This window comes from Chloracidobacterium sp., assembly GCA_016716305.1.
GTDB lineage: Bacteria > Acidobacteriota > Blastocatellia > Pyrinomonadales > Pyrinomonadaceae > OLB17.
In genome coordinates, this window is the sequence record JADJWP010000002.1 from 1,737,740 (window position 1) to 1,763,647 (window position 25,908).

Here is a 25,908-nt window from a genome sequence, read left to right on the forward strand (position 1 = left end):
TGGGTTAGAGCACTGCGTTCGTGTAACTGCTAGCCAAAATGGAGTCGAGTAGCTTCGATTGGCACATTCTTTGTGATGTTGACAAAGTGTTGTGATGTGAGAATCGAAGAATTAGTAGGAGAATTTCTAATGAATAACAAATCCAAAAATGGAGTCTTGGTATTGAGTATTTTCAGCGTATTAGTTGTGAGCCAATGCACGCCCGTGGACCCACTTCCGGATGCGTTATTTGAAATAAGAAATACTGGATATTGTCCTGACAACGAAACCAGGACTCGTCTTAGAGATGATATTCAAGCCCAAATTAACGGTCTTAAAGACAATGACCTGCGGGAGCTTCTTCGCTTTGCCCAGATTGAAGATAACATCACTCAAAACATCGGAGCATGCCCTCCTGAGGGATGTACTTGTCCTGACAATACGTTTCGTCTCGGGATCTGGCGGAATGACATAGTTAAACAACTTGATCGTGTTGCATCCCTCAATTCCGTTCCTGCGATTGTTCCTGAAGGAAACGCATTTGCAGTTCGAATTCGAGGATCGTTCATTCGAGATATTGTTATGTTCAAGTGGAACTCAATTCCCAAGCGATACAACGGTTCAACACGAAAAGCGAGCGACAACGGAAATATTGAACTACTTGGATACGAAATAGATTATCCTGAGTCTAATCAACTGAGATTAAAGGTAAACGGGGTTTTTCGCGAATATAACGACCCGTCATTCGAGTTGGTTGCTGTAGACACATTGTCAACCAACCCTGACGTTGCTGTAAATTCTGAAGCCATCAATAGAGCGCAATGTCAAACAAATAGAAGCGCATCTGCGGATACAAGCTTGCTAGATGGTCTGTCGTGGTTTCTCATTCCATTTGCTTTTGAGCGGAACGCGAATGGCAACTCCCTCGAAGACCTGTTCGGAATTACAGGAGCTCTCAACGAGGCGAAGAATTTTTTACCCACCGGGGCCGGATGTGCCTCAGCCTCGGTTCTTCCAAGCTATATCCCCATACCGACTTCGGCGTTTGGAAGAGCTGTCAGAATCGACTATGATTACAACGCGGTTTCAATATCACCGGATGGGTTGACAGCATTTGGAAATATTGTACTGGCTCAGCGGGAGCCGCAAGTTAAAATCGGCTATCCCACGAAAGATCGAGATGGGAATATCGGGTGGTCTGAAGCCACAGGCCCAACAGGCCCATGGTTGCCATTGCTTGTCGGTGCGCCTGAATATGGTGCGAGAATCGCAAAGTATAAACTACAAGCGAGGGCATCAGATATGCGAGAGCCAATAAGTTACTCATGGTTGATTTCACCTATTACCTGGCCTTCGAGTGAAATAGTATTGACCGGAGCAATTCAGGATTTCACCATTCCAATCGGCACTTCTGCCCGTCCGGGCGATATAGGTTACGCTTTTGTCTGGATTACTGCGGTCGATGCTGATGGTCTAAGAGCAACTTCTAACGCGGGAGCCGAGATCAAAATAACAACCTGCTGTGACGTCCAAATGTTTAAAAGCTATTTCAATCAGTTTTGCTGACGAGGTCGGGGTCAATCGAGAAAGATGTCGATGAGTCAAAGCTTCTAAATCGAGCTATTGACCGGTATATGCGATTTCCGATAATCGTACTCTCGTTTTATAATCGGTTATTCAATTTAGATCAGAAATTATTATAGCTTAGGAGCTCACACATGAAGATCGGATTACCGAAAGAGATAAAAGACAACGAATATCGCGTCGGGCTTACACCTGCCGGCGTCAATGCCTTGGTCCACGCAGGTCACACCGTTCACGTCCAGCGTTCGGCTGGCGAAGGCTCGGGCTTTGCCGATGAGCAGTATGTGAAGGCAGGCGGCAAAATATTGGAAACTGCCGATGAGGTTTGGGAGGCGGGCGACATGATCGTAAAGGTCAAGGAGCCGATAGCACCCGAATATCCGCGGATGCGCGAGAATCAGCTGCTTTTCACATACCTGCATCTCGCACCCGAATTCGAACTCACTAAGCAGATGATGGACCGTAAGGTGACCGGCGTCGCATATGAGACGATCACCGATATCCACGGAAAGCTGCCGCTTTTAACGCCAATGTCAGAAGTTGCGGGCCGTATGTCCGTTCAGGTCGGCGCGACGTTCCTTGAGAAAATGAACGGCGGCCGCGGGATACTGCTCGGCGGTGTTCCCGGAGTTCCTGCGGCTAATGTCGTCATCATCGGCGGCGGTGTTGTCGGGACCGAAGCAGCAAAGATGGCTGTCGGCCTCGGGGCCAAGGTCACGATCATCGACCGCAATCTCGATCGGCTTCGCCAGCTCGATGACATTTTCCTCTCGAAGGTCCAGACCCTTGCGTCGTCGCGTTATGCGATCGAGGAAGCGATCTCGCACGCAGATCTTGTGATCGGCGCCGTTCTCGTGGTCGGAGCCGCTGCCCCGAAGCTCGTCACTCGAGACATGCTTCACCTGATCCCGCATGGTGCCGTTCTTGTTGACGTTGCTGTTGACCAGGGCGGATGTTTCGAGACGACGCATGCTACGACGCATTCTAACCCGACCTATTACGAAGAAGGCGTTCTGCACTATTGCGTCGCCAACATGCCGGGGGCGGTCCCGCGCACATCGACCTTCGCATTGACGAACGCAACACTACCTTACGCTCTTGCTCTTGCGAACAAGGGATTCGAACAGGCGATCAAGGACGATACCGGTTTGCAGGAAGGTGTGAACACCTATGCCGGCAAGCTGACCTATGAAGCGGTCGCGGCGTCGCAGGATCTCGAGTACACACCGCTCTCGAGTCTGATCGACCTCAAGGCAGCATCGGCAGGCTAGTTGTAAATAGACACCCAGGCCGCGAATTACGCTGATCGCACGCATTCTTTCGGAATGTCCGTGCAATTCGCGTAATTCGTGGCTAAACTGCTTTTAGTGTACGAATTTGCAGTAACACCGGCTGTCACGCAGCTTCGCCGTCCGGGGGTGATCATTACCGAGGTAACGCCGGAAAGCCTGGGCGAGGAGCTTGAATTGCGTCCTGGCGACCGGATCGTCCGCGTCAATGGACGTCAGGTCCGCGATTATCTGGATTTCCGCTTCCAGACCGCCGGCGAGGTCGAACTCACGTTCCAGGTCAAAAGATCGAACGGCGAAACTATCGAGATCGAATTTGACCGTGAGGAAAGCGAGGATCTCGGATTGATGTTCGAGCAGATCGTTCCCCGCCAATGTGCGAATGAATGTCTATTCTGTTTTTGCAAGGGTAACCCGGACGATGCCCGGCCGTCGCTCTTTGTTCGTGACGAGGATATACGGCTTTCATTTCTTTACGGCAACTACACCACGCTTTCGTCGATAACCGACGACGAGATGAACCGGATAATCGAACAGCGCCTGTCGCCGCAATACGTTTCGGTACATGCGACCGACCTTAAAACGCGGGCGTACCTTCTCGGCGTTGATGAAAGCAGGGCCGACATCTCAGGAAAGCTAAAGACGCTTCTTGATAACGACATCGAGCTTCACGCCCAGGTCGTACTCTGCCCTGGGATCAACGACGGCAAGATCCTCGAGAAAACGCTCCGCGACCTTGCTGAACATTACCCAAAGGTCGTTTCGACCGCGGTCGTCCCCGTAGCCCTGACACGTTACAACACAGACGACCGCCTAACACGCGTCACACCCGAATTTTGCCGGGTAACGATCAGAGAGGTCGAAAAATTGCAGAAAGAGTTTCGCCGTGAGCTTGGCGTGACGTTCGCTTTTCTGGGTGATGAGATCTACATAAAGGCAGGAATCAATATTCCGTCGCGGCAGCATTACGGCAATTATCCGCAGATCGAGGACGGGGTCGGAATGGTACGGTCGTTCTTAGCGAAGTTCGACCGCATGTTCACCCGTCTGAACGCAGCAAGAAAGCAAAAAGAAGCAGTGGCGATCGCGAAGAAGTTCTTCGTTGACGCACGGACACATCCGACGGCACGCGTTCCTGAACCGGTGAGATTCGATACGATCCCGGCTCGTTCGAAAGGCCGGAAGCTCTTCGGGTCGATACTTACCGGTGCGATGTTTGCCCCGATCCTCGCGGAACAGATCGAGAGATTTAATTCCCTTTGTGGTTCCCGGCTTCGTGTCGTTGCCGTGCCGAGCACATATTTCGGCGGTGACGTTTCGGTTGCAGGACTTATAGCGGGACAGGATTATTTAGCCGTACGAGACAAGATCGTCGGCGATTTCGTGATCATTCCGAAACACACGATCAAGTCGGACGAACCTGTGCTTATCGATGGAATGACGTTCGAAAAGCTCGGATCGGGTTTCGACGTGCCTGTTTACCCAATGGACACTGACGAATTGATCGATTTCCTTGAAAAATAGGCTCCCGGGTCTATTCCGCCCTTCCGGAATAATAGCCCATTCTCGATCAATGTAGGGTTTACTTGCACTCGTTTTGATGTTCTACAAGATATCCGTTCCCATTCAGCTGAACAACATCCGAATCCATACCTCTTGAGATGTTATATTCGCGTCGCTCGCCATTCTCAGGCTGGACGACCAAAATACCCGAAGAAATTGTCCAGCGCCCGAGTTCGACATCCTCATCGGCCATCGAAAACGAGCCCGCTCCGCCGGGTGAAAAACCGCTGAACTGTGTCTGCATCGCATACTCACCATTCGGACAAAAATAGAACGCGACCTTGTCGCTGATCGAACCCGACGTGCTTGCCCGGCTTAATTTCTTATTCGCAAGTGTCCTTTTCCAGTCGTCGTCCGAGACAATATTGCATGCGATCCCAGCCAGCACGACAAAGAAAACCGAAACCGCCGCGATGCCGATGTTTCCATACTCACGCGTCTTTCTGAACATAAGCGCCCTCCGTAGAATGAAAATACGCCCGGTTGATAAATTCTGCAATCATTTTGCATCGGCGCACAAAAAAACGGCCGGTTCCGACCCCGGCCGCTGACCCCGTTCCAATAGTTACCGTTGCTTGCAGGCGATCATCCGCGTTTGAACTTGTACACGATGATCCCCGTCACCTTGACCGGCTGGTTCGAGAGCTTTGTCGGCGTGAATTTTGCCGACCATGCGGCCTTTTCCGCCGCTCCTTTCAACAACGGATGTCCGGCTATCGCTTTTGACGAGATCACCTTGCCGCTTTCGTCGATCAGGACCTGAACATTTACGTCGCCTTCGACACCGACCGCCTTTGCCGGCGGAGGATAGGGCGGCGGCGGAATGCTGACCGCGCGGCCGTTTATCACCCCAAGCGACTGAACCGGCGGCGGTGCGGGCTTTTTGACAGCCGGCGGCGGTTCGTCGGGCCTCACTTCGGCCAGCGATCGCTCCGAGATGACCGAACCAGTGCCGACGGGATCACCGCCTGTGCCGATCGGGCCTTGACCGGGAATTCCGGGTCCGTCAGTCTCTGGCCCTTCGCTGATAGCAAATCTTCCGTACGGCCGTTCCCGCGTCTGATTTTGGGTGACCGAAATACCGTCCGGGATCTTTGGCACCTCATCAATGCGAAGCATGTTGCTGTTGCGGGTCGGCGTATCGGCAGAGCTTGGCTGTAACGGGGAACGCCGTAGTTGCTCCGGCGGTTTCGGAGCTTCGATCAACTCTGGCGCGATCACCACTGACATGTCCCAATCCGCTCCGCCTATGTCGATATCTGCGGCATAAAGGCTAAATACCACTGCCGACAAGAAGAGAATTCCAACGATGATCGAAGACACCAGGAAATATCGGTTCCGATCCTTAAAATCGGCCTGTTTCGAATCCGATTCGATGAGTTTTTCAAACATTTTCTTTCCTCCCTCAGGTTCACCGGTGCCAACCGTGCACCTACTTAGACACCGTTCCCTGCGAAATGTTCCAAACGCATTCGATGCGGCCATTGCATAGATACTGCGGACGGTCGTAGACTTACAGGTGCAGCACAAATCCAAATATGTTCGCGGATCTTGCAGGAAACGAGCTCGTCAAACGTTCGCTTAAGCGGTTGATCGCCGATGGGCGCGTACCGAACGCGCTTCTGTTTACGGGACGCGACGCGATCGGCAAGAGGCGATTTGCGATCGAACTGGCTCGGGCATTTTTGTGCAATGAGACGTCGGATAGCGAGGGATGCGGCAAATGTCCGGCCTGTACTCGCGCGGCAACGTTTCATGAGCCTGACCGCGAGCGTAAGGATGAATTCGAACGCGTCAACTTTAGCGAACATGGCGACGTCGGGATGATCGTTCCCTACAGACGAAGCATACTGGTCGCAGCTATACGCGACCTTGAGCGAGAGGCGTTTTTTCGGCCATTCGAAGCTCGTGCCCGTTTCTTTATCATTGACGATGCCGACAGGATGAATGATTCCGCATCAAACGCTCTTCTAAAAACGCTTGAGGAACCGCCGGCATCATCGCACATCGTTTTGATCACGTCGCGGCCCGATCGCCTTATGCGAACGATCCGCTCAAGATGTCAGACCATCCGTTTTGCACCGGTGCCGACCGAGGCGATCGAGAAGCAGATCGCCGCTCAAGGTCACACGTCGAACTCCGAGATCACTTCGCGATTCGCCGACGGAAGCCTCGGCCGGGCGATCAGCCTTGATACCGAGTTTTTTTTGGAGCGGCGTGAAATGATGTTCGGGGCATTGGAAGCGGCGATCTTAAAGACCGACATCGGGTCGCTCTTGCAGGTCGCTGAAAGGATGAACGATGCCAAGAACAAAGACGTATTTGACGATTCGATCGATATTCTGGAAAGCCTGATCCGCGACCTATGGCTGGTCTCGATCAATGCTGCCGGGTCGTTGGTCAATATCGATCAGCGTTCCCGACTCGAGACGCTTTCAACCGCGATCAGGCCTAAAGAGATCTCGGCGTGGCTTGAAGAGATCGAGACGCTGCGGCAAAACCTCGATGTGAACATAAATCGAAAGCTCGCAGCCGATGCATTATTCGTTACGATCGCCGGCTGTGGGTGACGCACAATTTATTAAAGGAGATGACTGAAACTCTTTCGATGTCGCAGATCGCCTCGAAGACCGAACGAAAGCTAGCTGCCGGCGGATTCGCCGCGATGACCGCAGGTTCGGCATTAGTGTGGTATTTTGACCCGACAAGCTCGAGGTTTATGCCCCCATGCCCATTGTTGGCGACGACCGGTTACGCATGTCCGGGTTGCGGGCTGACGCGCGGATTTCATGCACTTTTTCATGGCGACATCGTCGGCGCTTTGGATTTCAACGCACTCATTCCGATCTTTGTGCTCATCTTTGTCTATTTGTATCTGTCGCTGTTCCTGGTTGCGATCCGTGGTCGGGCATTTCCGAAATGGACACTTTCACTGCCCGCGATATGGGGATTTTTGGGCTTTCTGCTGATCTTCGGGATCGCACGAAATCTGCCGTACTATCCCTTCAGCGTTCTCTTTCCTTGATCCGAAACACGGTCGATCCACGACCGACAAAAAAACCGGGGTTTGCGCCCCGGTCCGTTACTTTTTCCTGTTTACGCAATCTGCGATCATGTTATCTGAACGAGCGGCTTTTCTTCGACCAGCGATCTTGCCGCTGAGCCCTCTTTTCTAAGAATTTCGACCTCTTTGACGAATTCCTCGACGATGTCTTCGCCCGAGACTCGACGCATCGGCACACCGTCCTTAAAGATCATCCCGACATTGCGGCCAAATGTGATCCCGAGCTGGGAGTCGTGAGCCTCGCCCGGACCATTTACGGCGCATCCCATTATCGAGAGATGAAGCGGTTCCTCGACATGCGCGAGGCGACGCTCGACCTCGGTCACGATCTCAACGAAATTATCTATATCCAGCCGGCCGCAGGTCGGACAGGCAACGACGGTAACGCCGCGTTTGCGAAGCTCGAGCGATTTCAGGATCTCCCAACCGACCCTTACCTCTTCGTGCGGCTCGGCGGCGAGCGAAACGCGGATCGTATCGCCGATGCCCTCGTGCAGAAGGATTCCGAGCCCGATCGCCGATTTTATTGTTCCTCCGAATGGCGTTCCGGCCTCGGTCACCCCAAGATGAAGCGGATAATCGACCTTCGCGGCCATTAACCGATAGGCTTCGACCATTCGGTTTACGTCCGAGGCCTTCAACGAAATTATCGTATCGCCGAATCCGAGATCTTCGAGTATTTTTATGTGCCGCATGCCCGATTCGACCATCGCCTCAGGCGTAGCATGTCCGTACTTCTTGAGCAGGTCCTTTTCGAGCGAACCGCCGTTGACGCCGATACGGATCGGGACCTTTTGAGCCTCAGCCGCCCGAACGACCTCACGCACACGGTCGATCGATCCGATGTTGCCCGGATTGATGCGAAGCTTGTCGATGCCGGCGTCAAGGGCCTTGAGGGCCAGTTTGTAGTGAAAATGAATATCAGCAACGATCGGGACATCGGTTCGTTTCCTGATCTCATAAAGTGCGGCGGCGGCATCGTCATCCGGCACGGCGATCCTGACGATCTCACAGCCGGCCTCGACCATCTGTTCGATCTGGCGCAGCGTACCGTCTACGTCCGTCGTGTCCGTTTTGGTCATCGATTGGACCGCAACGGGCGCTCCGCCGCCGATCTGAACTCCGCGCACCTTAACCGCTCTTGACACTCGTTTCATCTAAAAACCTTCTATTCATGCAGACGGGCTAATGCCCGCCACAATTTTGCTGATCAACAAAACACTCGTAATGTATTTTTCGCGTTGAGATCAGAAGAACCGCGAAATATCCAAAAACAGTGTGAATACCATTAACAGAAGAATAATGCCGAGGCCGGCCATTTGGATCTTTTCGCGAACCGCCATCGAAAGTGTTCGCCCAAACCAGGACATTACCTTTTCTATCCCAAGCACCATGATCTGACCGCCATCGAGCAGCGGGATCGGCAGCAGATTGAACACGCCGAGATTCAGGCTGATGACCGCAAGGATCGAGAACAGGCCGACGAATCCGGCCTCGCGAACGACCTTTGCGATTATCTGAACTATCCCGACCGGACCGGCCAGGCCCGCATCTTTCACCGATCGTTCACCGGCAAACAACTGCCCGAAAACGCGGCCGGTCAACTTCAGTATCCGGATATTCGAGTCATACGCGAATCCGGCTGCACCAACAATGCCGACCGGCACCCGCGTTGCAAAAGTTCCGGGGCCAAACTGGGCACCGATTCGATAGACGCCGTCATCGCTCACTCGAGCGACGGTCGTTAATTCGACTCTCTGACCGTCTCGCTCTACCGTCAACTTGCCCGGAGCATCTTTATTCTCACGCAGCTGAACGGTAAGGTCCTGGCTGTTTCGAACGGTCTTGCCGTTGAACGCGATCACCCGGTCGCCGGTCTTTAAGCCTGCTTCTTCTGCAGGACTGCCCGCAATTACCGTACTGGCCTCGACAGGCTCAACCCCGGCGTCCGGCGCAAGCCCGATCTCCCCGATCTTGTTTCCGTCGACCATTGTTTCAGCGGGCGTCAATGTCAAGGAGACCTTGTTGCCACCTCGATCGACGGTTAGCTGCAGCGGTTTTCCCGGCGAGATCAACGTCTCGTCTTTTACGGCCTCCCATGTCGGGTTTTCGACGCCGTTGAAAACTACGATCCGGTCTCCTGCCTGAACGCCTGCAGCTTCGGCTGCTCCACCGGGCGCTGTAACCCCGACGATGGGCGCCGGCATCGAAGGTATCCCATAAATCAAGGCTGCCGCGAATGGGATCGCGAGTGCGAGCACAATGTTCATAAAAGGCCCGCCGAGCATGACGAGAAACTTCTGCCAGCGCGGCCTTAATTCATACAGTTCTTCGTCAGGGACCTTTTCGCCGTCAGATGCTCCGCCCTCGAGCGAAGCCGTTGCCTCATCGCCATAAAGCTTCACATAAGCACCGAGGGGGATCGCAGAGATGCGGTAATCGGTGTGCCCTTTCTTGAATCCCCAAACACGCGGGCCAAGACCAAAGAACGAATAGGCCTCAACACGCATCCCGAACATCTTAGCCACGATAAAATGGCCGAATTCATGGATGTTTATCGCTACCCCAAGGACAAAGACAACTGCTAATATGACGATTAGAATATCTGGCATAAAGTTCGGTTCAGGTCACCAGCGACCATTCAAATTAGAGCAGAAATCGCAAGATTTCGTTGTAAATTAAAGTTTAAGGCCCTCTAAAACTCGAGTCAAACTATTTATCAGGACGCGGCGGATGTTACATCTGCGTGCATCATTGCATTTGCGTCCTCGCGAGCGGCTTTATCCACGCGAATGATGTCGTCGATATTCGCCGTCGGTTCCGGTTTATGACGGTCCATAACGCGGCCTATCAGAACGGGGATCTCGCCAAGCCCGATTCGCCCTTCAAGAAATGCGGCGACAGCAACCTCGTTGGCTGCATTGAGTACCGCCGGCATCGTGCCGCCCTTACGTAAGGCGTCATACGCAAGGCCAAGGCACGGAAACCTATCAAGATCCGGCTCCTCGAACGAGAGTTGACCCAATTTCGCAAGGTCAAGCGGTTCGAGACAATTCTGCAGCCTATCAGGAAAGGTCAATGCATATTGGATAGGGTGTTTCATATCGGTCACGCCAAGCTGGGCGATGATCGAGCCGTCGACCATTTCGACCATTGAGTGCACTGCAGATTGCGGGTGCACAATGACCGAGATCTGATCGGCTCCAAAACCGAAGAGCCATTTCGCTTCGATCACCTCGAGCCCCTTGTTCATCAACGTGGCCGAATCGATCGTGATCTTTTCGCCCATCTTCCAATTTGGGTGATCGAGAGCCTCTTGCCGCGTCGCACGCGCGATCTCCTCTTTTGTTTTCGTGCGAAAAGGCCCACCCGATGCGGTCAGCACGAGACGGCGAACTTCGGTCAGCCTTTCACCACGAAGACACTGATGTATCGCATTATGTTCGGAATCGACCGGCAGGATCTCAGCTCCGCTTTTTGCTGCTGCAGCAGTCATAAGCTCCCCGGCCATTACGAGTGTTTCTTTATTTGCAAGTGCAATACGCTTGCCGGCCTCGATCGCACGCAAAGTCGGGACAAAACCGACGGCTCCGACAGTTGCCGACACTACGGTCTGAGCTTCTGGATGGGTGGCCACAGCGACAAGGCCATCGACGCCGACACCTATTCTTGGTATCGAAATATCACGGCGATCAAGTTCACGTTCCAGGGTCTCTGCACAGACATCGTCGTCACACGACACGAATTCGGGTTTAAATTGTGCAATTTGGTCGGCGAATGCCTCCATATTTCGGCCGGCGGCCATCGCGACAACTCGAAAATCTCCGAGATGTTCAATGACCTTCAGCGTACTGCAGCCGATCGAACCCGTGGAACCAAGGATGGAAATGCCTTTCATAGACCTGCCCGAAAGCTAAAGATTAGCATATTGCCTGCACTAACGGCACGCTACTTGCGGTCGAAAACAAGTGCAATCCAATGATGTGTATCGGCTTGGTACACATTTACCCCGGACCGTTGTTGATGGGCAAAGGGTATCTCACCCCGTCTGGACATGCAGATCTTACTTAAAAAGGGGAGAAATGCGATGAAAAAGACATTTGTTTTAGGACTGATCTTTAGCTCGGCTGTCTTGTTGGGAACTGCATTAGAGACAAAAGCGGCCGTTTCGACAGCGGCGTCATCAGCAGACCAGTTTTGGGATGATCGGCGTCGCGGACACAATGACCGGCGCGGTCGCTACGATAGGTACGACCGCCGTGATAGACACGATGACCGGCGTTACGACGATCGGCGTTGGAATCGAGGTCGTCCGTATTCCTACGTGACCACGCGAATCGTCCGGCGTTGGTTCAACACATACCGCGAGACGATCCGTGTCACCCATCTGCCGAATGGCAGAACAAAGACGCAGGTCATCCGTCGAGTCCGTATTCGCTAGATCTGAATGTGATGGCGCTCTCCCCGATCTTCATTTCTCACCGGTTGGTTCAGACGGCTTTTCTATGGATGCGGCAAATGCCGCCGGTACATCGAGACGGTCGGGTTTACCGACACCGGAGGCCGGTTGTTCGGCGAGAAACTGATTGAACTCAGCCGATCGGCCGCGAGGAACGCTAAGGGACTTCCAATCCGCGGCTCGCAGATGCTTGGCAAGAAATACGATCTGTCCAACGTGATAAGCATAATGCGTCAGTTGACGGTTTACGGCTTCGATGACGGTATGCGGTTCACCGCGAATCGAAACGATTCGCCCAAAGTCGTCTTCGTTCAGCGGTTCGAGAGCATCGAAAAGGATCTGCCACCCCTCTTCCCAACGATTCATTAACAATTCTCGGGTGTCCTCGAGCAGCTCAAATTCAGTATCGCGGGCGCGGTCAGGCTTTTCCCCGTCTGAGTTCAAAAAGTCGCGCCACCGCGACCGCTGATTGCCGGCGATGTGTTTGACGATCAACGCAATCGAATTCGACTCTTGATCTATCGTGGCGAAAAACTCCTCGTCCGAGACTTGGCCGATCGCGCGCTCGGCAAGACTCTTGTAGCTGCGAAATGAGGCGATCGCGTCCTCTTTATAATTGTCGATCAAATGGTTCATCGCGTCGTGTCGACTTCGCCGGGATCGAGATGGAGTCGTGCGATCTCGAGCGCGCCGAAAATGTCTGTAGCAAAATTTCTCCTATCGACCATATCCACAAAACCGCTTTTCCGCATCACGCGGTAAACCGAACGCGACACCGCGGAAAATACGATAATACACCCGTTCGAATGCGCCTCCCTCACTAGCTCTTCGAGGATATGTACACCGCTCGCGTCAATGGTCGGAACATAACGCATCCTGAGAATAATGACCTTCGGCTTGTTGGAAACGATCCGGATAGATTCTTTGAATTGGCTGACCGCGCCGAAGAATAGCGAGCCGTAGACCTCGAACACCTCGACCCGCTTCGGAATATCGATCTTCGACATGTCGCGGGACCTGAATTCCTCGTCCTCTTCGAGCGTTTCCGTGATGATGTCTACGTGGGCCTCTTTCGACATCTTTTGGAGGAATAAGAAGGCGGCAAGCAGAATGCCTACCTGTATCGCGACCGTCAACTCGATGAAAACGGTCAGAAGAAAAGTCGCCAGGAGCACGGCTATGTCGCCCCGCGGGCTCTTGAGCAGATGCTTGAATTCGCGCCACTCGCTCATGTTGTAAGCGACGACGATCAGGACCGCCGCGAGCGTCGCCATCGGTATCATTGCCGCCCATTTGCCGATCAGCAGAAGCACAAGCAGCAGGAAAACCGCATGAATGATCGCTGCAATGGGTGTATTGCCGCCGCTCTTGATGTTGGTCGCCGTACGAGCGATCGCCCCGGTCGCGGGAATGCCTCCAAAAATTGCCGACGCGATGTTTCCGGCACCCTGGCCGACGAGTTCCATGTTCGAACGGTGACGCGTTCCCGTCATGCCGTCGGCAACGACAGACGACAGTAACGATTCGAGCGCCGCGAGTATTGCGATGGTGAGTGCGGGTGTGAACAGTTCCTGAAACACGGCCCAGGTCACTGTCGGCATCTGCGGAGACGGGAGGCCGGTAGGCATTCCGCCGAATCGTGTTTCGATCGTGGCAACCGGCACCTGAAAATACTGAACGGCGAACGTTACGGCGAGGATCGCGATAAGCTGGCCTGGCACCCTATGAGTGACCTTTGGCCAGACGATAATGATCAGGAGAGATGCGGCACCGACAGCAAGCGTGTATGGATCGATATTGCTGAAATACCGGATGTACTCGACCCATTTCTCAACAAAATCGGCCGGCACCTTTTCAATGTTCAGGCCAAGTAGATCATTGATCTGCGAAGAGAAGATTATTACCGCGATACCAGAGGTGAAACCTACAATGACGGGGTAGGGTACGAATTTGAGCAATGCTCCCATCCGTGCGAGCCCCATCAGAACAAGCATCACACCCGCGATCAGAGTTGCGACGACGAGGCCGTCGTAACCGTATTTCTGAACGATGCCGTAAACGATCACGACGAACGCGCCGGTCGGGCCGCTTATCTGCGTACGTGAACCACCCAAGATGGCTATCACGAATCCTGCGACGATAGCGGTGTAGAGCCCTTGTTCGGGCTTTACGCCCGAAGCGATAGCGAGCGCAATGGCTAGCGGCAAAGCGACTATACCGACCGTAAGTCCGCCCGTCAGATCGCCCTGAAACTGCTTGAACGTATAGCCTTCTTTCAGGACAGTGAGCAGTTTCGGTTCCAACTTGCGGTGCATATGCCTAGGTGTTCATCCGGGCTGCAGCTTCAGATATCACGGTTGTTTCCTGGGTACCGGTCCTCATATTCTTAACCGTCACCTGTTTGGCTGCGATCTCGCTTTCACCAAGGACACAGACCCAGGGGACCTTTATCTGATCCGCGTATTTTATCTGTTTGCCAAGTTTATCCGGTTCTGGATAGACGCTCACTCGAAGCCCTTTCGAACGAAGTTCGGCCGCGAGTTTGAGCGATTCGCCGACGGTCTCTTCACTCCATACCGTGACCATTACGTCTGCGGGGGTCGATTCGGCGATCTCCGGCGGGAACATCCCACGTTCGTCCATTACGACCAAGATGCGTTCCAAGCCGAGTGAAAAGCCGCACGCCGGGATCTGCTCTTTGCCAAACATTCCGATCAGGCCGTCGTAACGCCCGCCGCCGCCCAAGCTGCCGCCGAGGTCGGGGACACTGATCTCCATGATCGCGCCTGTGTAATAGGAAAGTCCCCTGGCAAGCGATGGATCGAGTTGTACGGGACAGTCATCGGCGTAGGTCAGAATGTGTCCGATGTCGGTCAGTACTTCATTACTCACGATGTTTATCAGGTTGCTGACTATCGTCCGATTGACCTGTTTTCCGTCATCGACGATCTTTTGCGTCTGCTCGAAAATATTCAAGAGCATGTCAGCCGCGTTCTCCGAGATACCTCGTTCAGCAAGTTCCGCTGCCACCCCTTCGCTGCCGATCTTGTCGAGTTTGTCGATCGCGACCAGGGCAACACCGTGCTTGTCGGCCGCAACCCCGGCTGTATCCAGAATGTCCGCCAGAACCTCGCGGTGATTGAGGCGAATCGTGAAATCACTAAATCCCAATCGGCGCAGAATTGCGGTGACGGCCAGGATCAGTTCGGCCTCGACCATCATCGAGGATGAGCCGATAGAGTCCACGTCGCACTGGTAGAATTCGCGAAAACGGCCGCGTGCCGGGCGGTCGGCACGCCAGACGGGCTGTATCTGATATCGTTTGAAGAATTTTGGAAGTTCATTCCGGTTGTTGGCGACGACACGAGCCAATGGCACGGTCAGGTCGTACCTTAGAGCCAGATCGGTGAGTTCACTCTCGGCCTTTGCGTTCAGCAGATCGAGCTTCTCTCCACGTTTCAGAATCTTGAAGATCAGCTGATTCCCTTCTTCGCCGTATTTGCCCATCAGCGTATCAAGGTCTTCGACCGCCGGCGTCTCGAGCGGCTCGAAGCCGAAGCTCTGGTAAACCTCCTTGATGATCCCGATGACGTATTCGCGTTTGCGGACGTCGGCGGGAAGAAAGTCGCGCATACCGCGGGCCGGATTAGTTTTGGACATAGCAGAATATATTACCGCAGAGTCGGTCGAAGAGAAATTTGTCACACTACGCATACCTCACGAGTGTGGTTCGTATGATGGCAATGGAGCGAAGGGTTTGAAAAACCATCCGAACATTTAGTTCATGTAACTTGTTTCGTTAACGGCTAGTTTTTATATTGCTTTTTCAGCTCAACGTAGTTCTGCCAGAATTTAGGAAGATCGGCGAGTTCGTCGCCGGTCAATGGTCGTTTCACTTTTGCCGGTGCACCCATGACCAAAGAACCCGGAGGTATTTCTGTGCCGGGCGTTAGCAGGCTGCCCGCTGCGACCAGCGAGTTTGCGCCGACCCGGACGCCGTCAAGCAAGATCGCTCCGATACCGATCAGGCATCCTGTCTCGACGTAGCAGCCGTGGAGCGTGACGCGGTGGCCGACCGTGACCTCGTGTTCGAGAACCGTCGAATGGGTCTTTGAACTCACGTGGATCACCGTCGCGTCCTGAATGTTGGTCCGTGCTCCGATGCGGATGTAGTTGACGTCTCCGCGGATTATCGAACCGAACCAGATGCTTGCGTCCTCTCCGATCTCGACATCACCGACGACGATCGCATCCTCCGCGACAAATGCCGATTCGTGAACTTTTGGTGACGTCCCCATGAATGATCTGTACATCGTCTTTACCTGCCGAATTTCCTTCGAAGCATCGATACGACCTGTTCCACTTCGCTGATCCTCAATAATTTAGCCATGATAAAAAAAGCAAGACCGCCGAGCCCGATCGGGATAAAAGCCTCGAGCATGCGGACGCCGATATTCTCCACGTTGAAAAATGCGGCGACCGCGCGATAGCTCAAATAACACACGAGTGTCATAACGGCCGATGCGATCGCCACGCGGACAAATGCCCCGAGGATGTCGCGGCCATTGAGCCGGCCTATCTTTTTCCGCATGAAGTAGGTCAGGGCCGTAAAGTTCACCAGCGCGACGGCCGACGTGGCAAGAGCGACACCGACATGGCCGTAGCCGTTCGGCCTCTCGGCAGATACGCCGATGCCGGACAACAGATACATCATTCCAAAGCTTACCGGTGCATGCACCGCGATGGTCGCAATGCTGATGAACATCGGCGTGCGGGCATCGTCCATTGCATAAAATGACGGCGAAAGTACCTTGATCGCAGCGTATCCGGCCAGCCCGATCGAGTATGCCGCGAGGGACCATGCGACCATGTTCGTATCGAACGCTCGAAAGGCTCCGCCCTGATAAATAAGTGCTACGATCGGCTCACCGAGAACGATCAATCCGCACGCCGCGGGGATCGTAAGTAGAAATACGAGTTTTATCGCATCTGAGAGGGTTTCACGAAACCTGACGATATTGTTCTCGGAAGCCAGCCGCGAGAGTGTCGGAATCGCGGCGGTGCCGATGGCAACGCCAAATACCCCGATCGGAAACTGCATCAATCTGAACGAATAGCTGAGCCATGATTGGCCGCCGTCGATCGTCGAGACCACGAAAACGTCCACAAGGACCTTGATCTGAACTGCCGACGTGCCGATGAGAGCAGGTCCCATCAGCCGCATAACGCGGCGAACCCCGGGGTCGGTAAAGCTAAGATTCGGAGAGAACCTGAAACCGACACCTAACATTGACGGCAGCTGGATAAGCAGCTGAGCGGCGCCGCCCGCCAGTGTACCGATAGCCATACCGATGATCGCCCATTGGGCGGCCAAACTCGGAACAAGGTCCTTATCGGGTGACCTTTCCCAACCGCCGCCGCTTAGCCAGTAAGCGAAAAAAAGTCCGGTGGTTATCGAGAAGATATTGAACGCTGTGGACGCCGAAGCCGGGATACCGAACCGGCCCTTTGTGTTGAGCACGCCCATCGCAAGTGCGGCAAGAGCGACCAGCAGAATGAAAGGGAACATTATCTGCGTTAGGGTCACGGCCAATGCCGCTTTCTCGGGCGGGAAACCACGGGCGAGAAGCGGCACCGTCCACGGCGCGAGCAATATGCCGATCACCGTTATGATGCTCATCACGACCGCCAGGACGTTAAATACAAGAGATGCAAGCTGCCACGCTTCGAGTTCGGTCTTCTTGATCTGGTAATCGGTGAAGACCTTTACAAAGGCCGCCGAAAGAGCTCCCTCGGCAAACAGATCGCGAAGAATATTCGGTATCTTAAAGGCAACTACGAATGCGTCGTAAAGATAACCGGCGCCGAAGAACCGCGCGAAGATCGTTTCGCGCACAAGCCCCAGAACTCGTGAAAACATCACCGCGATCGAAACGATCCCGGCCGATCGTGCAACGCTGCGTTGTTCGGGTTTGCCGACCGATGCCTGCCCGCTCACCGGGTCGGCGATCTCTTCGGGTGTTTCCGATTCGGCTTGTCCTTCTTTGATCTCGCTCATTGCAACCTACAGCAAAAGTAAGAAGGTATATTACGCCGAACGTTAAAGCAAAAAAAGAAAAAGGAAGCGATCTGACGCTTCCTTGTCCAAAAGATCTCACATTCGGCCTAATCGCTGATCCGCGGCCGTCCGTCAGGGTACGAGATACGCGTTTTCGCCAATCTTGAATCAAGCGAAACCGGTGCATAAGAGAACGGGACGGCTCCACCGAATTGTCCCTGAATGATCGAAATGTAGTTGTTTTGGAAACTCCGGAAGCGAGCCACGCTGCCTCGCTGATTGAAGATCACGAACAGCAGCTTACCGTTTCTTGTGTTGAGTTCGCCGGCAAGGGCGCTGACGCCGCCATCGGTATTTCCGAGCGTACCTGTCTTACCGATAACGCTGCCCTTTGAGAAATCTGTTGCGAATCTGCCCTCAAGCGTGCCCTGATCGAGGCCGGCAACCGGCATCACGTCAGCAAATGTCATTCGCCAGTTCGAAAGGTCGTCACGCAGGACGCGAAGCAGACGCATCATCGCTTTCGGGGTAACTCGGTTTATGCCAAGTCCGCTTGCGGTCTGGATCGAGAACTCCATCGGAAGTGAGCCGGTATTTTGCTGAACCATCCGAGCGATCGCGTACGGCCCGCCGACCATATCGCCAAGCCGATCGGACAAGAAATTGTTCGAGTAGCTCATCATCACCTTGACGATCTCTCGCATCGGAGCCGATTCGTGTGAGAACAGTAGTCGCAAGGTGCTCGGCATTGGCTGGACATAAACGCTGCCAGTAAATGCAATGCCTGGTATTTCGTTCAATTGGCCGTATTTACCTGAATTGATACGATAATTTCCCCATGCTCGGTTTGCGGTCGCACTTCTTTGCGATGCATCGAGCGTAGCGAACAAAACCTGACTCGACCGCGTCGGCGATTGAGTGTGATTCATCGAGAAATCGTCGGTTACGATCAGATCGCCCTTGATAATGCGGATACCGATACGGTTCAGTTCATTTGCTATATAGATCGCGTGCTCGAACGAAAACACCGGATCACGTCCTGAAATGTACAGATTGCCATGGATCGTTGCCGTTTCCTGTTCGTAACTGCCGTCGGTCCATACATTGGTAGGAAAACGGTAATCAGGCCCAAACGTCCTCAATACTGCATACGTGGTGGCGACCTTTACGTTCGACGCGGGGTTGAGTGCCATGTTCGCACCGCTTTCGACCACGACGTTGCCATCGAGCGACTCGACCAAAATGCCCGAGTACCCCGGAATGACCGCGTCTGCAAGGATCGGGATCGATGTTTTGATCGGATTCGACGAGACCGAACCCGGAGCGACGACGTCACCGGATTTTGCAGTTACGCTGCCGGTACGCCTGATAAGAGGTGTAGCCGAAGGTTCGGGTGCTTCGCGATAGACCTGAATGTCCTGCATCAGAGGACGCGAATTCTGAGCAGTCTGGCCGAAGGCAGCGACACCGCTAAAGATCAAGACGGCAATGCTGAACCAATTGGTTTTACTTCGGCAAATTCTTGTCATTTATATTTTCTTCTATAACGGGTGGTGCAGGACGCCCCTTTTTCAGAACTCAGAGGCTTTTATCAGTATACCACATTCCTGCCCGATCATTTCAACCCCTTTTCAATGCCGTCGACGAACCTTCTCCATCGATATGACGAGGCATATGATGATTTTTGTCATTCTGAAGATGCAATTCTTTGCAAATGCAGCTTATGGCAGCAATAGTTCTGCCTTATGGTAGCTAAAACGATAACGAGCGATCGACGGTTCCGAATTTTATTGACATCACTTTGGCACAGGAATAAAATCGGGATTACTCCGGGCGTGTGACCAAGACCAAAGAACCTCTCACGATCGAATCGATCATTTTGGCTTACGCTGAACGCCGCGAAGAGATTCAGCGCCGCGTTGCTGAATTTGACAATATATGGCTCAACGGAACTGATGCTGATATTTGGGAAGAAATGGTCTTTTGTTTCTTCACCGGCGGATGTTCGGCCCGGATGGGCCTACGTTCGATCGAGGCAGTGAAAGGCCTGATCATGTCGGCATCACAGCAGCGGCTTGCTAAGGCGTTGACCGGTGTCCACCGATACCCGAACGCCCGATCGCGTTACATTGTCGCATCACGTGAATATTTGACAGCAGATTGCGGGATGCGGTTGCGTGAGCGACTTTCCGGGTTTGGCGATCACAACGAAAGGCGCGATTGGCTCGCACGCGAAAAAGGCATCAAAGGCTTAGGTTATAAGGAAGCCAGCCATTTTCTGCGTAACATCGGTTTCCGAGGTTATGCGATCCTAGATAAGCACGTACTTAACTGCCTTGCCGAGTTGGCGATCATTGACGACCCAAAGCCGCCAGGCAATCGTGACCGCTATTTGAAGATCGAGGATTCACTAAGAGGTCTCGCGAATGACCTCAAGATCGATTTTGACGAAATGGACCTTGTTCTTTGGTCGATGAAGACAGGCGAGATCCTAAAATAGAAAGCTGAAAAGAAAAGGAGTTAGAAACATGAAGTTAAACCGTCTGACGCCACTTGGAACCAAGCCTCCTTTTCTCTTAAGACGACTGGCCCTCATTTTTATTTTCTCCGTATTCGTTTGCGGGACTGCTTTTGGCTCAGATATCCAGCAGGTCAACGCTGAAGACAACAAGAAGTTGTTGAAGCAGGCCGACCGTCTGATCAAGCAAGGCAATTTCGTCGAAGCTTCGAAGATCTTTCGCAAAGTTCTTGAGACAAACCCAACAGATTCGTCGGTCAAGCTCAAACTCGCCCGTGCGCTGCTAAAGCAGCGGTCGATAGTCGATGCGTACGACATAAGCTACGCCGTCGTGGCAAGTGAGCCCGAAAATGCACACGCCTACGCGGTTTTGGGTACGTCGCTTTTGTCCGCCGGTAGGTTTGCCGAAGCACGCCAGGTGCTCTTCACCGCCCTCAGGCTCGATAAGAAGGAAGCATTGGCGTGGGCCGGTTTCGGCTTGCTCGAGTTTTATGAGAACCGGATCGACGACAGTCTTCAAAATCTTCGCGAGGCCGTATTTCACGATCCAAACCAACCCGATTTCGTTTTCGCTCTTGCTCAGGTATCGGCCCGGGCCGAAAGGTACGCTGAAGCCGCAGACGCTTATAACCGCTTTTTGTCGATCTCAAAAAACACCGATGACGAACGCCGTGCCCGCATCCGCGGCCTCATTGATTTCCTTCGGTTCCTCGGGTACAAACGGTCGCTTTATCAAACCGCCGGACCGGACAACTCGAAGGTGAAATTCTCATTGATCGGGAATCGCCCGGTCATCGAACTTCGAATCAACGAACGTGATGAGCCATTCCGATTCGTACTCGATACCGGATCAGGGATCTCTGTGATCTCGGAGGAAACCGCCGCCAGGCTTAAGATGACGCCGATCACCCGCGGGGGCTTCGCCAAGGGTATTGGCGGCAATGGCCGGTTTGAAATAGTTTACGGGTTCTTGAGGGAGGTCGAGGTCGGTGAGGTCAAGATCAGGAACGTACCGGTTTACATACGTAAGTTTCACAGTAACGTCACAAGAGTGGATGGCTATATCGGCCTCGCCTTGATCTCGAAGTTTTTGACAACGATCGATTATGGAGATCAGACCTTTTCGCTCACGAAAAAAGACAGCGAAGGGGCGATAACTGTGAAGAACGGCATAAGCGTTCCGCTGCGACTGACGTCAAGCGGTTTTCTGAGCGGCGAGGTAGTTCTTGAGGGTGTCGAGAATCCGCTAAATTTCATCGTCGATACCGGTGCAAGCGTCTCGGTCATCTCGGACGAGGTTGCCAGTCTCGAATCGGTCAGCTCATTCGAGCGCGGTGCCCGCATGCGAGTGATAGGTGCCGCTGGTGTCACCGAAGACGTCCCATCCTATCTTCTTCCGAAAGTCAGTTTTGGCACCCATTCGCGGACCAGCATTGCTGCGATCGCACTTGATCTTGATATGATCAACGAGGCGTCAGGTTTTGAACAGGCCGGTATACTCGGAGGAAATTTCCTTCGGAATTATCGAATGACCTTTGATTTTAAGAATTCGAAAGTGACATTTGAGCCCGTAGTTCAGGAACCATAAAGATCCAGCCGCGAACTAATGAAACAAACCCTTTACCTCGAAACGTCAGTCATCGGGGCGTATCTCGACAATGACGACGCGTTTCGCCGCGACCTGACAATCCGCTGGTTCGAACACGAACTTTCTGAATACGATTCGTTCACATCGATCCTGGTCCAAAGGGAACTTGAACGGATCTCGGAACCGCATCGTACAGGCTACCTCAAGATCATCCAGACGACATCGCGCCTCGAATTGACGGAAGAGGTTGCGATCCTTGCGGACGGTTACATCTCGCGGGGCATTTTTCACCGCAAGTTTCTAGCCGATGCAATGCATGTAGCGCTCGCGTCAGTTCACAAGATCGATTACCTGGTAACGTGGAACTTCGGCCATATCGCCAGCGTCAGAAAACAAGCCCGCATTCGCTTGTTCAATACGACGGCCGGATTTTTTTCACCGACGATCGTTACTCCAGAATTTCTCGTACACACGTAAATGAAAAAGCACCGGTTTCGGTGCCTCTCCTTAACGAATATTTGGTGGAGTCGAGGGGGATCGAACCCCTGACCTCTGCAATGCCATTGCAGCGCTCTCCCAGCTGAGCTACGACCCCATGACCGATCTTGCCGCGTTCGCCGGCAAAGAACGAGACTAGCGAAAATTGCCTATTGCGTCAAGCAATCCGCCTATCGTCCTTTGAACACCGGCTTGCGTTTCTCGAGAAATGCGGCGACGCCTTCTTCTTTATCTTCGGTCGAAAAACAGATCGCAAAAAGGTCGACTTCTCGACGAAGGCCTTCGTCGAGGTTAGACCGCGACGCGAACTTCACCGCTTCTTTGCAGAGCTGCAACGCGATCGGGGACTTGTCGGCGATTTTCTCCGCCAGCTCTAATGTTTTGGCCTCGAGCTCGGCCGAAGTGTGAACGTGATTCACCAGGCCGAATCGATACGCCGTCTCTGCATCGATCATATCGCCTGTCAGCATGATCTCCATCGATCGGCCTTCGCCGATCAAACGGGTCAGCCGTTGAGTTCCTCCGCCGCCGGGCATTATCCCGAGATTGATCTCAGGCTGCGAGAATTTCGCATTCTCGCTGCAGATCCTGAGGTCACATGCCAACGCCAATTCGTTGCCGCCACCAAGGCAAAATCCGTTGATCATAGCAATGACGGGCTTGGGAAATGAATCGATCGTATTGAAAAGCGTCTTTTCTTGAAACGTAGCACGCTGCGTTACGGGTGTTTTACCGGCAAATTCGCCAATATCCGCCCCGGCGATGAATGATCTCTCGCCCGAGCCGGTGATAACGAGTACCCTCGTCTCGTCATCGACCCGAAGTTCTTCGAGAGCGGCCACGCCCTCGGAATGCACTTTGCTGTTGAGCGCGTTAAGTTTGTCCGGGCGGTTGATCGTCATTACGGCGACCTTGCCACGTTTTTCGACTGTTATCGTTTCGTATTGCGGCATAAAAAAGTAAAACAGGCTCTAAGGCCTGCCGATCTGGTTCAAAATCTATTCCCTCGAGGCAGCTTATTCGTCGATGCCTTCGTTTAAGTTGTCGTCAGCGATCCAAGAGACGAAAAGGCGTAGCCAGCTCTCTGTCGATTCGACGATCGAGACACCGACCCGCGTCGTGCCATAGCTTGCCGGCGTAAGCCTGACGACCTTGGCTTTGACTTCGACCGGTACGCCGTCAGGCCGATGCGAGCGAATATAAAGGCTTTCGCCTTGCGAAACTTCCTGATTCAATTGAAATAGGGCACCAAGCGTGGAAATATCGTCGGTCTCGGTCGGCTCGCTCCATGCAGCGCCGTCCTCGGTTCGTCCGGACACGACTATCGGCAGGCGGAGAGCCATCCGGAGAGCAAAGCGTTTTTCCTCGTACTGAGGCCTGCTGGTTGTTTGCATCAATTGATCTGGAAACCGCGGTCAGTCTAATTGTTACAAGTCTAACACGGAAAACCGCGAATTATGCAAACCGTAGACGTTGGCCGGCGGGAATAAGTCAAGCCGAATTGGTGATCATCACTACAGCGTCGGTCGGCGTCTGATTCGACTTACCCGACCGGCGATAGTTATACTATGAATTCGTTCCTGAATTCAAACTTTTTGCTCCCCCGTCAGGGGCCCAATCATCCGATGTCACGAACATTTATCGAACGCAAAGTTGTTATTTTAGGCTCGGGCCCTGCAGGCTTGACCGCCGCCATCTATGCTTCTCGTGCTCAGCTCGAGCCGCTCGTTATCGATGGTCCGCAGCCGGGCGGCCAGTTGACCATCACGACCGATGTTGAGAATTATCCGGGATTCGCCAAAGGGATCATGGGACCTGAGTTGATGAACGAGTTTCGAGAGCAGGCTCTTCGATTCGGAACCGAGATTATCAATGTTTGGATCGACCGTGTCGATCTATCCGAGCGCCCATTTACGTTATACGGCAAGGAAAGTCAGGATGCCGAGGACGTGACCACGGAGATCAAAGCCGACACCCTCATCATTTCGACCGGAGCCTCGGCCAAATGGCTGGGTATTCCGGGCGAGGAGCCGGTTCCCGAAGGTCTCGGAGGCAACGGGGTCTCTGCATGTGCGACGTGTGACGGTTTCTTTTTCAGAGGGAAGCCTATAGTTGTTGTCGGTGGAGGCGATACTGCGATGGAAGAAGCACTTTTCCTCACCAGGTTCGCTTCAGAGGTGACCGTGATCCATAGGCGCAATGAGTTTCGTGCGTCCAAGATAATGGCGGATCGTGTTTTGGGGCACGAGAAGATCAAAGTGCTTTGGAATACCGAAGTAACTGCCATTCATGGTTCGAAAGAAACAGGCGTCGAGAGCATTAGTCTGTTTAACAACCAAACCAACGAGGCGTCGGATCACCCGACTCAGGGCGTCTTTATCGCGATCGGGCATAAACCGAACACAGAACTTTTCGAAGGTGTTTTGGATATGGACGACGTCGGTTACCTGATCACAGAAGGCAGGACGATGAAAACGAACGTCCCGGGCGTCTACGCTTGCGGTGACGCTCAGGACTCTTATTACCGGCAAGCGATCACGGCCGCCGGCACTGGGTGCATGGCGGCGATCGACGCTGAAAGGTTTCTCGCCGAACATGAAGAAGGCTCTGACCCGGACGCCGTTAAGGCTGGCGCCTGAGGCCGCCGCCACTACGATCGGTTCCTAGCCGCCCCTTTTGCAGGATCGAGATCCTGCTGGGTCCTCACGACCTTTCCGCTATCGTAGCCCATAACTTCGGCCCGTTTCAAAATGTTCTGATAGGTCAGATCATTCATCACGGGTTCGCGGCTCAAGATCCAAAAGTATTTCCGGTTCGGCTCGCCAACGACAGCGTATTCGTAATTAGGGCCTATGTCGATAATCCAATAGTTCGCCCATACGAATGGAAGGAACGAAAGTATGCTTGGTGCGAACCGGACCTTCAGCTTCGAAATGCTGCTTTTATCCGCAAATTTCCCTTCAGCCTTCGCCGCTTCCATCACGCCATCTTTTTTGAGACATTCATTCAGCACCTCGATCCGGTCATTCGATTTTTTCGAATAAGTAGCCGTGACGTTGCCGACACACTGTTTCTGAAAACGATTCGGGTATTTTGCGATCTCATACCATTTTCCGAGGTATTTATTTAGATCGAAAGGATTGACCGTTTCGAGTTTCGATGTGTTCGGTTGGGCCGCGGCGATCGTGCCGCTTACTAGTATCGCTATTATTAACAACAAACTTTTCATATAATATCGTTTGATGCACTTATATCTGACTATCGTGGTATCAGAGTTCGGATGTACAAAAACTGCTGACGCAATGCGA

Annotated in this window: 24 protein-coding genes and 1 tRNA gene; 10 read left to right on the top strand and 15 right to left on the bottom strand. The window is 53.2% G+C overall.

Annotated elements, in window-relative coordinates; genetic code table 11:
- Nucleotides 1–129: 129 nt before the first annotated feature.
- From IPM28_09750 to IPM28_09760, 3 genes are all read left to right on the top strand, one after another.
- A complete protein-coding gene (locus tag IPM28_09750; protein MBK9173271.1) occupies nucleotides 130–1,545 on the top strand; it encodes a hypothetical protein in 1,416 nt (471 codons plus the stop codon).
- A 152-nt stretch (nucleotides 1,546–1,697) separates the two neighbouring features.
- Nucleotides 1,698–2,834: an alanine dehydrogenase gene (gene ald, locus IPM28_09755; GenBank protein ID MBK9173272.1), complete on the top strand. Its 1,137-nt coding sequence runs from the start codon at nucleotides 1,698–1,700 to the stop codon at nucleotides 2,832–2,834.
- A gap of 78 nt (nucleotides 2,835–2,912) precedes the next feature.
- Nucleotides 2,913–4,376 carry a DUF512 domain-containing protein gene (locus tag IPM28_09760; protein ID MBK9173273.1) on the top strand — a complete coding sequence of 488 codons (1,464 nt, stop codon included), beginning with the start codon at nucleotides 2,913–2,915 and terminating at the stop codon, nucleotides 4,374–4,376.
- 58 nt (nucleotides 4,377–4,434) lie between these two features.
- Here the strand turns inward: IPM28_09760 and IPM28_09765 are convergent, their stop codons facing one another.
- Together IPM28_09765 and IPM28_09770 are read right to left on the bottom strand one after the other, a co-directional pair.
- Nucleotides 4,435–4,866, bottom strand: a complete 432-nt coding sequence (locus IPM28_09765) for a hypothetical protein (GenBank protein ID MBK9173274.1) — start codon at nucleotides 4,864–4,866, stop codon at nucleotides 4,435–4,437.
- A gap of 134 nt (nucleotides 4,867–5,000) precedes the next feature.
- Nucleotides 5,001–5,807, bottom strand: coding sequence for a TonB family protein (locus tag IPM28_09770; GenBank protein ID MBK9173275.1), 807 nt, complete (start codon nucleotides 5,805–5,807; stop codon nucleotides 5,001–5,003).
- A 146-nt stretch (nucleotides 5,808–5,953) separates the two neighbouring features.
- On the opposite strand from IPM28_09770, the gene IPM28_09775 reads away from it, so the two are divergent.
- Nucleotides 5,954–6,985 (top strand): DNA polymerase III subunit delta', encoded by a 1,032-nt coding sequence (locus IPM28_09775; GenBank protein MBK9173276.1) that lies wholly within the window; start codon nucleotides 5,954–5,956, stop codon nucleotides 6,983–6,985.
- 20 nt (nucleotides 6,986–7,005) lie between these two features.
- Nucleotides 7,006–7,440 (top strand): DUF2752 domain-containing protein, encoded by a 435-nt coding sequence (locus IPM28_09780; GenBank protein MBK9173277.1) that lies wholly within the window; start codon nucleotides 7,006–7,008, stop codon nucleotides 7,438–7,440.
- Nucleotides 7,441–7,526: 86 nt separating this feature from the next.
- On the opposite strand, the gene ispG is transcribed toward IPM28_09780, so the two are convergent.
- The 3 genes from ispG to IPM28_09795 all read right to left on the bottom strand — a co-directional run bounded on the left by ispG (nucleotide 7,527) and on the right by IPM28_09795 (nucleotide 11,377).
- Complete coding sequence (ispG, locus tag IPM28_09785) at nucleotides 7,527–8,636, bottom strand: flavodoxin-dependent (E)-4-hydroxy-3-methylbut-2-enyl-diphosphate synthase (GenBank protein MBK9173278.1); 1,110 nt, start codon at nucleotides 8,634–8,636, stop codon at nucleotides 7,527–7,529.
- A 90-nt stretch (nucleotides 8,637–8,726) separates the two neighbouring features.
- A complete protein-coding gene (locus tag IPM28_09790) occupies nucleotides 8,727–10,091 on the bottom strand; it encodes a site-2 protease family protein (protein ID MBK9173279.1) in 1,365 nt (454 codons plus the stop codon).
- 107 nt (nucleotides 10,092–10,198) lie between these two features.
- Nucleotides 10,199–11,377: a 1-deoxy-D-xylulose-5-phosphate reductoisomerase gene (locus IPM28_09795; protein MBK9173280.1), complete on the bottom strand. Its 1,179-nt coding sequence runs from the start codon at nucleotides 11,375–11,377 to the stop codon at nucleotides 10,199–10,201.
- Nucleotides 11,378–11,566: 189 nt separating this feature from the next.
- On the opposite strand from IPM28_09795, the gene IPM28_09800 reads away from it, so the two are divergent.
- Nucleotides 11,567–11,920, top strand: coding sequence for a hypothetical protein (locus IPM28_09800; protein ID MBK9173281.1), 354 nt, complete (start codon nucleotides 11,567–11,569; stop codon nucleotides 11,918–11,920).
- 30 nt (nucleotides 11,921–11,950) lie between these two features.
- On the opposite strand, the gene IPM28_09805 is transcribed toward IPM28_09800, so the two are convergent.
- The 6 genes from IPM28_09805 to IPM28_09830 form a co-directional block, all read right to left on the bottom strand.
- A complete protein-coding gene (locus IPM28_09805) occupies nucleotides 11,951–12,574 on the bottom strand; it encodes a DUF1572 family protein (protein ID MBK9173282.1) in 624 nt (207 codons plus the stop codon).
- Nucleotides 12,571–14,253: a sulfate permease gene (gene sulP / locus IPM28_09810; GenBank protein ID MBK9173283.1), complete on the bottom strand. Its 1,683-nt coding sequence runs from the start codon at nucleotides 14,251–14,253 to the stop codon at nucleotides 12,571–12,573. Before sulP ends, IPM28_09805 begins: the two co-directional genes overlap by 4 nt.
- Nucleotides 14,254–14,257: 4 nt before the next feature.
- Complete coding sequence (hisS, locus tag IPM28_09815; protein MBK9173284.1) at nucleotides 14,258–15,598, bottom strand: histidine--tRNA ligase; 1,341 nt, start codon at nucleotides 15,596–15,598, stop codon at nucleotides 14,258–14,260.
- Nucleotides 15,599–15,744: 146 nt separating this feature from the next.
- Nucleotides 15,745–16,251 carry a gamma carbonic anhydrase family protein gene (locus IPM28_09820; protein ID MBK9173285.1) on the bottom strand — a complete coding sequence of 169 codons (507 nt, stop codon included), beginning with the start codon at nucleotides 16,249–16,251 and terminating at the stop codon, nucleotides 15,745–15,747.
- Nucleotides 16,252–16,256: 5 nt separating this feature from the next.
- Nucleotides 16,257–17,996 (bottom strand): murein biosynthesis integral membrane protein MurJ, encoded by a 1,740-nt coding sequence (murJ, locus tag IPM28_09825; GenBank protein ID MBK9173286.1) that lies wholly within the window; start codon nucleotides 17,994–17,996, stop codon nucleotides 16,257–16,259.
- 107 nt (nucleotides 17,997–18,103) lie between these two features.
- Nucleotides 18,104–19,525 (bottom strand): D-alanyl-D-alanine carboxypeptidase, encoded by a 1,422-nt coding sequence (locus IPM28_09830; GenBank protein MBK9173287.1) that lies wholly within the window; start codon nucleotides 19,523–19,525, stop codon nucleotides 18,104–18,106.
- Between the two features lie 308 nt (nucleotides 19,526–19,833).
- On the opposite strand from IPM28_09830, the gene IPM28_09835 reads away from it, so the two are divergent.
- The 3 genes from IPM28_09835 to IPM28_09845 are packed head-to-tail and all read left to right on the top strand — an operon-like array spanning nucleotide 19,834 to nucleotide 22,579.
- Nucleotides 19,834–20,496, top strand: a complete 663-nt coding sequence (locus tag IPM28_09835; GenBank protein ID MBK9173288.1) for an N-glycosylase/DNA lyase — start codon at nucleotides 19,834–19,836, stop codon at nucleotides 20,494–20,496.
- 28 nt (nucleotides 20,497–20,524) lie between these two features.
- Nucleotides 20,525–22,102 carry an aspartyl protease family protein gene (locus IPM28_09840; protein ID MBK9173289.1) on the top strand — a complete coding sequence of 526 codons (1,578 nt, stop codon included), beginning with the start codon at nucleotides 20,525–20,527 and terminating at the stop codon, nucleotides 22,100–22,102.
- Nucleotides 22,103–22,120: 18 nt separating this feature from the next.
- Nucleotides 22,121–22,579, top strand: a complete 459-nt coding sequence (locus IPM28_09845; GenBank protein ID MBK9173290.1) for a hypothetical protein — start codon at nucleotides 22,121–22,123, stop codon at nucleotides 22,577–22,579.
- A 42-nt stretch (nucleotides 22,580–22,621) separates the two neighbouring features.
- Here IPM28_09845 and IPM28_09850 read toward each other — a convergent pair.
- From IPM28_09850 to IPM28_09860, 3 genes are all read right to left on the bottom strand, one after another.
- A tRNA-Ala gene (locus IPM28_09850) sits at nucleotides 22,622–22,697 on the bottom strand.
- A gap of 73 nt (nucleotides 22,698–22,770) precedes the next feature.
- Nucleotides 22,771–23,553, bottom strand: coding sequence for an enoyl-CoA hydratase/isomerase family protein (locus IPM28_09855; protein MBK9173291.1), 783 nt, complete (start codon nucleotides 23,551–23,553; stop codon nucleotides 22,771–22,773).
- 63 nt (nucleotides 23,554–23,616) lie between these two features.
- Entirely contained in the window at nucleotides 23,617–23,994 is a 378-nt protein-coding gene (locus IPM28_09860) for a PilZ domain-containing protein (protein ID MBK9173292.1), read from the bottom strand.
- Nucleotides 23,995–24,225: 231 nt separating this feature from the next.
- Between IPM28_09860 and trxB the strand changes: the two genes are divergently transcribed.
- Entirely contained in the window at nucleotides 24,226–25,239 is a 1,014-nt protein-coding gene (gene trxB, locus IPM28_09865; GenBank protein ID MBK9173293.1) for a thioredoxin-disulfide reductase, read from the top strand.
- An 11-nt stretch (nucleotides 25,240–25,250) separates the two neighbouring features.
- On the opposite strand, the gene IPM28_09870 is transcribed toward trxB, so the two are convergent.
- The gene (locus IPM28_09870) at nucleotides 25,251–25,829 is read right to left on the bottom strand and encodes a lipocalin family protein (GenBank protein MBK9173294.1); all 579 of its coding nucleotides are present in this window, start codon (nucleotides 25,827–25,829) and stop codon (nucleotides 25,251–25,253) included.
- Nucleotides 25,830–25,908: the final 79 nt, after the last annotated feature.